The following is a 10921-nucleotide window of genomic DNA, read 5'->3' as shown; positions in this document are numbered from 1 at the left end:
ATGCAATCCAGGTGCCAGCTTCTGAGTCCAGGATTTTGGCCGAATTTACCGGGAATTCATCGGAAGATCATGCGCACCAGGTGCAGAACTGTGGACAAAGGTCCAGGGTTCAGGACGCAGGTCGAACTGGAACTGTTCATGCCCTGGAGAAGACCCTTGTGAATTGTAAGATCCAAGGGAAAAGGCTTGAGGAATTTCCGATCTGTGATTCCATTGCTCCTCAGCTGCGGGCGGGAACTGTTCTGCACACTAGCGACCTTTGATCAACGATTTTAGTCGCCATTTCCGCATGCCTTTTTCCCGTCCTTAATTTGCATCGGTCTAACGGGCCGAGGCGACCTCTCTCGCATTGAACAATTTTAAAGTCGAGCCCGCTCGCTATTGCCAGCGTGAAGACCGCTTGACCCCCTTCCTGGGCACTGATAGAACCATTTTGTTAAATAACTTAACAAAGTCAGGGAGGGGACCATGCGTTTCGGGGGACACGTGATTGGACTTGCCGCAGCGGTCAGCGCTGTGTGCGGCCTCGGACATGGAACGGCTCAGGCCGCAAGCCGTAGCGTCGAACATGCTTATGGCGCATGTCAGTCCAAAGGTCAGAACGCCATCATTGATGATATGGAAGATGGTGACGCGCGGATCAGCGGCGGTGAAGGCCGATTGGGTGTCTGGTACACCTTCAATCCCGGTGGTGGCTGTCAGCAAACGCCTGTGGTGACGAAGAACAATCGGTTTGTGATGACCGCTGATAGCAGCCAAAAAGGAAAGTATGTGGCCGCGACTCAGGGTCATAACTGCCAGGCCAATGGCTGGGCCGGTGGCGGCATCGGTTTTCATTTTCTGGCTGAAGATCCCGGGCTCGGTTTGGATCCAATCGACTGTGGGAATGGCTATGATGCCAGCGCCTTTAAAGGTCTGAGCTTCGCGCTGAAATCACAGGGCAGCGTGCGGGTGCAGGTCTGCACTCTGGATGTCACGGATTATAATTGCCACGGCTACGACATCACAGCCAAGGCGGATACCTGGCGCGATATCACGATTCCCTGGTCGCAGCTTCTTCAGGAAGATTGGGGTCCCACGACCAAGGTTGTCCCCTTCAACCCGGCCCGCATCCTGAGCGTGCAGTTCAAAGCCATGACACCCCAATTTTCCCTGGCCGTGAATGACGTGAAATTTCTGCAGGCGGATGCCGGCGGCTCCACCGGTCCCGGTGCCTGGCATGCCTACAAACCTCAGGATATCTATCGCGATCAGCTGAAAACGGAATATGAAAACTGGAAAGCCAAATACTTCGTCGACTGCGGCGATGGTTCCGCTGATATTCGGAAAAGCGGCTCGGAAGCGGTGTCCGAAGGAACCGGTTACGGCATGCTGATGGCTGTGAGCATGGATGATCGCCAGACCTTCGATCGTCTGACCCAAGGCTTTCAAAAGCGTCGCAATCCACGCGGTATGATGAGCTGGCAGTTTTCCGTCTGCGGTGGCGTTTGGGGCGATAATGCCGCCACCGACGGCGATTTGGATATTGCCATGGCCCTGGTGATGGCGGATCGGAAATGGGGTGGCTATCGTTTCCTCGCGGAACCCTTGATCACCGCCTTGAAACAATATGGAACATCGGAATGCGAAGGCCGCCTGGTTCTGCGCCCCGGTGATATCTGGGGCGGCTGCCGCGATAACGTCGATCAGCGTTTGAATCCTTCCTATTTTGCTCCCGGTTATTACCGCGTGTTTGCCAGCTATCTGCCCAACCAGGCCGATTTCTGGAATGATCTGACGCGAGGAACCTATGAATTGCTCGCTCTGTATCAACGCAATATGGGTGGTCTCTTTCCCGACTGGTCCTATGCAAATGGCGCCACCGCAGGGGCTTATGGTTATGAAGCCTGTCGTGTGCCGTGGCGAATCGGAACTGATTTCGCATGGCATGGAAAAGCGGAGGCTTCCGAGGTCCTGAAGAATCTTTACAATTACGCGCATGCGCGCGGCGGCCCTGCGAAATCGGTGGATCAGAAGAACAGCTGTTTCATTGGTGGTCTGGCCTTGACTGCAACAGCACGAGATCAAAACACAGCCGATCAATGGTATAGCGATTGGATCAGCAGCATCCCCCAAGCGCCGGACCCTCAGGTCGGTGACAACCCCTACTATCAGGGAACCTTGCGGGTGCTTTATCTGCTGCTGGCGGGCGGACTGCTTCAGCCCTAATTAGGAATCATGAGATCATGGACCAACTCATCGAGCTCAAGGGCATCACCAAAACCTATCCGGTCACGACCGGAGAAACAGGTGTTTTCAAGCGCCTTTTCGGTGCCCGCAAACGACTCTTTGCTTTGGAAGGGATCAACCTGAGCGTCAAGCCGGGTGAAATCCTGGCCGTTCTGGGCGAATCCGGCAGTGGCAAGAGCACGCTCGGTCGAATCATGGCGCGTTTGGAAACGCCGGATGAAGGCCACTATACTTTGCGCGGCCAAAGGCAAAGCGGTCGTGCTCAAGGCCGTAAGGATCGCTGGGAGTTTGGTTCCCAGGTTCAAATGATTTTCCAGGATCCCTTTGGTTCGTTAAACCCGGTTCATAGCATTGGATATCACGTGCAACGTGCGCTTGCCTTGCACGGTCCGAGCGAACAGCAAGCTGCCGATCTTCTGGATGCGGTTGGACTCCGGCCAGGTTCCAGCTTTGTGAGGAAGTTTCCCTTTGAACTTTCGGGCGGACAGCGGCAACGCGTGGCGATCGCGCGAGCCTTGGCTGTCCGTCCGGCTCTCCTGATTGCCGATGAACCCACATCGATGCTCGATGTTTCCATTCGCATGGATATTCTGAACCTCTTAAAAGGACTTCGCGAAACCCATAACCTCGCCATTCTTCTGATCACACACGATTTGCCGAGCGCCTTTTACCTGAGCGATCGTATGGCGGTGATGTATGCAGGACAGGTGGTCGAGTGCGGACGTTCCGAGGACATTTTGGAAAAGCCGTCGCATCCTTATACCCAGCTGCTTTTAAGAGTGGCTCATGAACGGATCGCGACCCGGCCAGGCAAGACCGATGAAGAAGGGATGCTGGCGGCGCAGCTGCGTGAAACGAGCAGCTGTCTCTTTGCATCCCGTTGTCCCAAGGTTGCCCAATCATGTTTAGAGGCAGGACCCGCGTTAACCAGGATGGGCCAGCGCGAGGTTCGCTGTCATTTTCCTTCCTAGATGCTGCATAAAGAGGAAAAGGATGATCATGCAAGAACGATCTTTACCAAAAAACTTTGTCTGGGGTGCGGCGAGCTCCTCCTTCCAAATCGAGGGAACGATTCCGGGGGACGGACGAGGGCCGAGCATATGGGACGATTTTTGCGCCCAACCGGGCAAAATCATCGACGGCAGCAACGGTACCCTGGCCTGTGATCACTATCGCCTCTTCCGCCGTGATGTGCAGCTCCTGGCGGATATGGGGGCCAAGGCTTATCGATTCTCCGTAGCCTGGCCGCGCATTCTTCCAGAAGGTCGTGGCGCGAGCAATCCTATCGGGATTGATTTCTATAAAAGACTGATCGATGAGCTTTTGCAAAAAGGCATCACACCTTGGGTGACCCTTTATCATTGGGATTTACCATCAGCTTTGGAAAAGCAAGGCGGCTGGCGCAACCGCGATACCGCCTATGCCTTCGCCGATTACGCGGCCTATGTCGTCGAACAGCTGCGCGATCGTGTCGATCACTGGATCACGCACAATGAACCCTGGTGCGTGGCAGTGTTGGGTCATCGCACGGGGGAACATGCACCTGGACTCAAGGATCCGCTCGCCGCTCTGCAGTCGGCGCATCATGTCCTGCTTTCACATGGTTTGGCCATGCAGCGTATTCGCGCCTTGGCGCCAGACGCACAGGCAGGCATCACGTTGAATCTGAATCCATCCTACCCAGCGACGCCAGGCAAACCCGAAGATGAAGAAGCTGCGGTGCTTTTCGACGGTGATTTCAACCGCTGGTATCTGGATCCTGTCTTTCGCGCCAGCTATCCGCAGGACATGATCAAACACTATGAAAAGCAGGGTATTTTGGGCCATCAGGGGTGGAATTTTATTCAGTCTGGTGATCTGTCCACGATCGCTCAGCCGAATGATTTCCTTGGTGTGAATTTTTATTCACGCGGCGTGATGGGTGATCGCGGACCTGCCGAGGAAGCTGCCAAGGCGGATCCTTTGCGCTACACCGGGATGGGCTGGGAGATTTATCCGGACGGTTTGCAGGATCTGTTGGTTCGTCTGGCCAAGGATTATCCGGCCAAGGCTTATTACATCACGGAAAACGGTGCCGCTTACGACGATCATCTGACAGCGGATCGGCAGATCCACGATCCTCATCGCCTCCGCTACTACGCCCTGCACCTGGATCAGGTGGCTCAGGTCTGCGCACGAGGTATCCCGCTCAAGGGGTATTTTGCATGGTCGATCCTCGACAATTTCGAGTGGGCCTTTGGCTATGAGAAACGTTTCGGTCTCGTTTACGTGGATTACGCGACTCAGGAGCGCATTCCCAAGGCGAGTTACAAGTGGCTGAAAGAAGTGATCGCGGCCAATAAAGTGTTTGATGTACTCTGAACACCGCAAATCCAAAGGGTGCCAAAGGGGAAATCATGAAAGTGTTTCAAGGTTTGGATGCATCGGATATCAGGCTTTCGAATAATAATTTGCTGCTGCGGCTATTGTGGCAGCATCAGGTGATTTCACGCGCGGATCTGGCCCGTCTCACCGGGATGAGCCGCCCCAGTATTTCAGCCATCGTTGCCGAACATTTGGATCTCGGGCTGATCAGTGAAATTGGTCATGGTGAATCGTCCGGTGGGCGGCGGCCTGTCCTGCTGCGCTTTGAAGATGATGCTCATCTGATTGCCGGGCTCGATTTCGGCGCGTCGCATATCAGTCTGATGCTGAGCAACCTGCGCGGACAGGAAGTGGAATGGCTGTCGGTGCCGGCGCAAACCCGGGAATTCCCGGAGCAGTCCATTCAGATCGCCATGGATCTGCTGAAGGAAGGCATCACCCTGGCTCGGCGTCGCAGCCGCAAGGTGATTGGTCTTGGCATCGGCGTCCCCAGTCCGATTTATTCCGGGGGTGACAGCCTTTCCATGCATCCAGCCATCCACCCGAAGTGGGCCGGTTTGGGGCTCAGCCGCATTCTCAAGGAGCATGTGTCGATTCCTATTTTTATGGAAAATGATGCCAACCTTGGAGCTCTGGCCGAGCTGTGGTGGACGGAAAGGCAAAGTCGCAAACATCTTTTGTATCTGAAAGTGGCGTCCGGTTTGGGCGCCGGGATCATCATCGATGGCAAGATTTTTGCGGGTGCGCATGGTCTGGCCGGAGAATTGGGCCATACCTTCCTGGGTGATCGCAAGATCGATCAGAGCCCGACCCAGGATAATCTGAACTCCATGATCGGCATTAATAATGTGCTGGCGGAGCTCAAGGTCAAAGTGGGGCAACGCCATCCCAAGATTTTGCACCGCGGCGCGCTCTTGAAGGAGGCCTTTGAAACCGGTGATGCGAATACGCAGGACATTGTGCGGAAGTTTATACATCGTCTCGCCTTGGCCATTGCGAATGCCATGGTGAGCTTTGATCCCGAACTGGTGATTGTCGGTGGTGTGGTCCCAGACCTGGGCGAGGAAATTTTAAATATGCTGCGCGCGGAGATTCCGCGGCACCTTGTATGGCCTGAACTTCGGAGCGTGCCGCTGGAGTGCAGTCGGTTCGGCGAAAAGCAAACGGCGCTCGGGGCAGCGACCCTGGTTTTGGAAAAAATGCTGGAAGATTTCGAACTCTTTTGCGAGGCCCGCGAACAGCGGGTGCGACTCAAGGAGTTCAGCCTCGGCTAGTTTCGAGGGGAAGGACTATGTATGAAGACCCCATGCGATCGCTCCCTCTGGTGCGGTGCGATCGTGCTCTGGCTGCTGCTGGGAATGATCGGCTGTCATGCTGCGAAGAAAATCAGTCCCCCGCGCGAACATCTGGTCATATCCACCGAACAAAGCGCCTCGTGGATTCGTAATTTCAATCCGCTTTCGGCGGCTGCCGGGGCCCGCTGGTCCGCGCTCGCTGCCATCCATGAACCCCTGATGATTTATAACCGCATGGAAGGGCAGCTGGTGCCCTGGCTGGCCCTTGCTGCTGATTTCGAAGACCCGATGCATCAGCAGCTGAAAGTCACCCTAAGGCCCGGTGTGCAATGGTCCGATGGCCAGGCCTTCACGGCCCGGGACGTGGCCTTCACCTTTCAGCTCCTGAAGCAGTTTCCCGCCTTGGATGCCAATGGTATCTGGAGTTTTTTGGATCGCATTGACGTCATGGATGCGAAGCACTTACGTTTTCATTTTCAAAGGAGTTTTGCTCCGGGTCTGCTCTTTATTCTGCAGCAGCCTCTGGTGGCCGAACATGCCTGGAAGGACGTGAAGGATCCGGTCAGCTACGCGAATGAAAATCCTGTGGCGACTGGTCCTTATACAGAGGTCACGCTCTTTGAGAATCAGGTTTATGAACTGGGACGCAATCCTTATTACTGGCAGAAAGACAAGGCCGCGGTGAAGGCTCTGCGCTTTCCAGCCTTTGCCAGCAATGAGCAGGTGATGCTCAATCTCCTGCAGGGCAACATTGATCTTGCGGCTAATTTTGTGCCGGCCGTGGATCGCATCTACGTGCAGAAGGACCCTGAGCATAATCGCTATTGGTTTCCGCTCGTGGGCAATATGGTTTTTCTTTATCTTAATACCACGCAGGTTCCCTACGATCGGGCTGACGTGCGCCGCGCTATCAGCATGGCGATTGATCGGCAGAAAATTGTCAAAGTTGCCATGTTTAATTATTCAGAACCGGCTCATGCCTCGGGCATGACGCAAGCTTTTGCGCGCTGGCGCCTGCCAACCGATCATGAGGGTTCGGATTGGGTCACATTTCAGCCGGAAAAAGCCGAGACTGCGCTGGATCAATTGGGATTGAAAAAAGATAAAAACGGCCTGCGTCGCTTGCCCAACGGTGATGTGTGGTCCCTCGATATCAACGTGGTGAGCGGCTGGTCCGATTGGGTGCGAGCGGCGCAGATTATCAGTAAGAATCTGCGTGCCATCGGCATTGATGCACGACTTCGAACCTATGATTTTGGCGCCTGGTTCAGTCAGCTGCAGCGTGGTGAATTCCAGGGGGCGATTTCCTGGTCGACGGATACGGTCGAGCCTTATGAATTCTATCGTTGGTTGATGTCGGATAAAACCAAACTGCCAATCGGCACGCCAGCGGCCAGTAACTGGCATCGCTTTGGTGATAGCGACGCCGAGGCCAGTCTGCAAAAGCTGGCGGGGACATTCGATGAAGCCGAAAAACGTCGACTGGTCGATGGCCTGCAGGTCCAGTTCATGCAGAAAGCTCCTGCGATTCCTTTATTTCCGAATCCGGCCTGGGGCACGGCGCATACGCGATACTTTCAAAACTTTCCGTCACCGACCCAGCCTTATGCTGTGCTTTCACCCAACTATCGACCAGAAATCCTGCAGGTGCTAACGGCTATTAGGCCTGTCACCCGTGCGGCAATGTGAGGGGGGCTTTATGCTGAACGTGAAAAAAATGCTTGGAGTTCGGCGTGCTGCGCAGCGATATGAAGAAACCATGCTGAAGGCAAAACAACCAAGGCTCTCTGATCTGCGCAGCGATGCGAGGCTACCATGCTGAAGGCAAAACAACCAAGGCTCTTTGATCTGCGATGCGATGTGGGGCAATCATGCTAAACGCATTCAAACGTTTGGTATTTTACGGAGCTGCGCTGCTTTTCTCCCTGCTTGTGAATTTCCTGTTGCCGCGGCTCATGCCGGGGGACCCGGTGAGTATCATGTTTGCACGCTTTCAGGGCCAACTCCAGCCGGAAGCCATTGAAGCTTTGCGGCGCACGCTGGGCTTTACAGATGCTTCGCTCTGGCAGCAGTTTTTGACCTATTTTAATAGCGTTTTGCACGGTGATTTTGGAATCTCCACCAGCTTCTTTCCGGCGACAGTATCAGCCGTCATTCTTCAGTCCATTGGGTGGACGCTTGCGCTCGCCGGGATTTCTCTGGCGATCAGCTTTACGGTCGGCACGTGGCTCGGGGCCTTGGCCGCGTGGTATCGCGGCGGTTGGATCGATCGATATGCTACGCCCCTTTTGATTTTTCTGGGATCTTTTCCCTATTTCTGGCTCGCCATGCTGCTGGTTTATGTCTTTGGCTTTACCCTGGCGTGGTTTCCTATTGGTCATGCATATTCCGCGGGACTGAAGCCAGGCTGGACTCTGAGTTTTGTTTGGGATGCGGCCCAGCATCTCTTTCTGCCTGCACTTTCGATAATTCTTGCCACCATGGGCGGATGGATTCTGAATATGCGCAACGCCATGATCAGCGTTTTGGGAACCGAATACATTAACCTGGCCCAAACCAAGGGTTTGAATCAGAAGGCGGTCCTTTACCGGTATGCTATGCGTAATGCGCTGCTGCCGAATATCACGGGCCTGGGTATGGCCATTGGTTATGTGCTGGCGGGTTCCATGCTCACTGAAATCGTTTTTTCCTATCCTGGCCAGGGATACCTTTTGGTTCAAGCCGTGCGTAACCAGGACTTTCCCTTGATGCAGGGCCTCTTCTTTTGCATCACCGTCGCGGTCCTGCTGGCCAACTGGCTTGTGGATATCGCCTACCTTTGGCTGGATCCCCGCACACGAGGAGCCCGCACATGAATCATGTTTGGAAGTCCTTCCAACAATCCACACTAGCCCGTGCTTTCAAGGATCATTCCGAATCCCGCATAGGTCTTGTTATTCTGGGCCTGCTGTTCTTTGGATCCTGGATTCTGTTGGCTCTGGTCGGTGATCCCACGGAATATACGGCCGAGCCTTTGCTGCCTCCATCCTGGTTGCATTTCTTTGGAACGAACGGGCAGGGGCAGGATGTTTGGCGTCAGACCATAGCCGGCACGGCATCGTCGCTGACGCTGGCTTTGGTTACTGGCATCGCGATGACCTCGCTGGGAGCTTTTATCGGATTGACCGCTGGCTATGCCGGGGGTCTTGTGGATCGCCTGCTGTCGTTTCTCATTAACATCATCCTGGTTATCCCGGGCCTGCCTCTGGCCTTCGTCCTCGCTGCGTTTCTACCGTCAGGGCCCTGGACCTTGCTTTTGGTTTTAACCATTACAGGCTGGGCCTGGACGGCGCGCGTCTTTCGCGGACTGGCCTTATCGATGCGCAACAAGGATTTTATTCTGGCAGCTGAGATGTTAGGGGAATCTCGACTGCGCATCCTCGTTTGGGAAATTCTGCCGAATCTTCTCGCCTCGTTTGCGTCCAGCGCCATCGGCTCGGTGATTTATGCGATAGGCGCGCAGGTGGGCCTGGAATTTTTAGGACTCGGTGATATGAATCGCATCAGCTGGGGAACCAATCTCTATTGGGCCAGTAATGATGCGGCGCTCCTCACAGGATCATGGTGGATTTTTGTCCCCACTGGTCTGGGCATTGCGCTGTCGTGCAGTGCCCTTACTCTCGTGTCCTATGCTGTGGATGCCGTGAATAATCCCAGTCTGCGCGCTGAAACCATTATGCGCTGTCGACTTCGAGAGCCTTTGCAGCGAGCGATCGGTATCACCCCACTGGCCAAGGAGCTGCGCCATGCCCGAAGCTAATCAGCTGGAAATCCGCAACTTAAGCGTTGCCTTTGCAGACACGGACCGTGATGTGGTGTGTCTCGATGCGATTGACCTGACGCTTCACTCTGGCGAAATCCTGGGACTCGTCGGTGAATCAGGTTGTGGCAAGTCCACTCTATGCCGGGCGATCCTGCGAAGTTTGAGGGCACCGGCCTATATTGCAAGTGGCCGCATGATGTGGAAAGGGCAGGATCTCTTCGAGCTTGACGAAGCGGCACTCAATCGTGTGCGTTGGCGTGAGATTGCTTTGGTCGTGCAGAGTTCGCTCGACGCCTTGAACCCGGTGATGCGTATTGAACGTCAGTTGGTCGATGCCATGCGGGTTCATATGCGCTGGACGCGGGCCCAGGAGCTCGCCCGTTGTCATGAGCTGCTGGAGTGGGTCGGCCTGCCTCGGCGGATTTTGCAATCATTTCCATTTGAAATGTCGGGCGGCATGCGGCAGCGGGTGGTGATCGCCATGGCCCTGGCCCTGGAGCCGCAGCTGCTGATTATGGATGAGCCCACCACCGCCCTTGATGTGGTGACTCAGGCGGAAATCCTGGGACGCATCCGGGAACTGCAAAAAGAGCAGAATTTTTCGGTGATCCTCGTGACCCATGATTTGCCGCTGGCGCTCGATTTTTGTCATAGCATAGCTGTGATGTATGCCGGACGCATTGTGGAAAAAGCGGCATCCCGGGTCCTTGTGCACAACCCACGACATCCTTATACGGAAGGTCTTTTGCAGGCTTTTCCCCGGGCTGATGAACGGCACGCCCCGCATCGCGGTGTACCTGGGGATCCGGCCTGCCTCACGTCGTTACCAGGCGGTTGCCCCTTTCATCCTCGCTGCACATCAGCGACCGGACTTTGCGCGAAAATCACGCCGGACTTGATCGTATGCGACGAGCATGCGCTGGCCTGCCATCATCCGCGCGGCGTGGTCCCGCCACACCAGGACATGCGAGCAAGCAAAGGCGCGATTCCAATCCGGGACCGCGTGCAACATCGGGCACTCCAGGGAGTCAGATTATGAAGTGGACATTAGGGTGGGCGGCTGTGCTGCTGTTTTTTAGCAGTTTGGCTTCGGCGCAGTATGATCTGGATTACAATTTTTATTTCCGCAGCGGTTTGAGCTATAGCCGTTCCAACGTGGATGGGGTTTGTTTTAATTCCCCAGGCTGGCCGGATATTATTCCTCGCTTTGGCAACGAATGTGGAAATTATG

At 55.0% G+C, this 10921-nt stretch carries 10 protein-coding genes and 1 pseudogene; all 11 read left to right on the top strand.

From position 1 onward, the window contains the following. On the top strand, positions 1-263 hold a 263-nt coding region (locus VE954_RS28995; RefSeq protein ID WP_324959512.1), incomplete at its 5' end, for a hypothetical protein. Between the two features lie 205 nt (positions 264-468). Beyond that, the gene (locus VE954_RS28990; RefSeq protein ID WP_324959510.1) at positions 469-2208 is read left to right on the top strand and encodes a glycosyl hydrolase family 8; all 1740 of its coding nucleotides are present in this window, start codon (positions 469-471) and stop codon (positions 2206-2208) included. Between the two features lie 17 nt (positions 2209-2225). Then, positions 2226-3200: an ABC transporter ATP-binding protein gene (locus tag VE954_RS28985; protein WP_324959508.1), complete on the top strand. Its 975-nt coding sequence runs from the start codon at positions 2226-2228 to the stop codon at positions 3198-3200. A gap of 28 nt (positions 3201-3228) precedes the next feature. Continuing rightward, on the top strand, positions 3229-4590 hold the full coding sequence (locus tag VE954_RS28980) for a GH1 family beta-glucosidase (RefSeq protein WP_324959506.1): 1362 nt from the start codon (positions 3229-3231) through the stop codon (positions 4588-4590). Positions 4591-4625: 35 nt separating this feature from the next. Further along, positions 4626-5867: an ROK family protein gene (locus tag VE954_RS28975; RefSeq protein WP_324959504.1), complete on the top strand. Its 1242-nt coding sequence runs from the start codon at positions 4626-4628 to the stop codon at positions 5865-5867. A gap of 21 nt (positions 5868-5888) precedes the next feature. After that, positions 5889-7577, top strand: coding sequence for an ABC transporter substrate-binding protein (locus VE954_RS28970; RefSeq protein WP_324959502.1), 1689 nt, complete (start codon positions 5889-5891; stop codon positions 7575-7577). A 10-nt stretch (positions 7578-7587) separates the two neighbouring features. Next, on the top strand, positions 7588-7710 hold the full coding sequence (locus tag VE954_RS28965; RefSeq protein ID WP_324959500.1) for a hypothetical protein: 123 nt from the start codon (positions 7588-7590) through the stop codon (positions 7708-7710). Between the two features lie 49 nt (positions 7711-7759). Then, positions 7760-8743: an ABC transporter permease gene (locus tag VE954_RS28960; protein ID WP_324959498.1), complete on the top strand. Its 984-nt coding sequence runs from the start codon at positions 7760-7762 to the stop codon at positions 8741-8743. Further along, positions 8740-9687, top strand: a complete 948-nt coding sequence (locus VE954_RS28955) for an ABC transporter permease (protein WP_324959495.1) — start codon at positions 8740-8742, stop codon at positions 9685-9687. Before VE954_RS28960 ends, VE954_RS28955 begins: the two co-directional genes overlap by 4 nt. After that, entirely contained in the window at positions 9674-10729 is a 1056-nt protein-coding gene (locus tag VE954_RS28950; RefSeq protein ID WP_324959493.1) for an ABC transporter ATP-binding protein, read from the top strand. The genes VE954_RS28955 and VE954_RS28950 overlap by 14 nt, the downstream gene beginning before the upstream one ends. After that, positions 10726-10921: pseudogene (locus tag VE954_RS28945) on the top strand (maltoporin); the annotation flags it as partial. The gene VE954_RS28950 and the pseudogene VE954_RS28945, both read left to right, overlap by 4 nt.

The sequence above is a fragment of the Oligoflexus sp. genome, from assembly GCF_035638955.1.
GTDB lineage: Bacteria > Bdellovibrionota_B > Oligoflexia > Oligoflexales > Oligoflexaceae > Oligoflexus.
The sequence above is the reverse complement of the archived record's forward strand: the minus strand, read 5'-3'. Positions and strand labels throughout refer to the sequence as shown.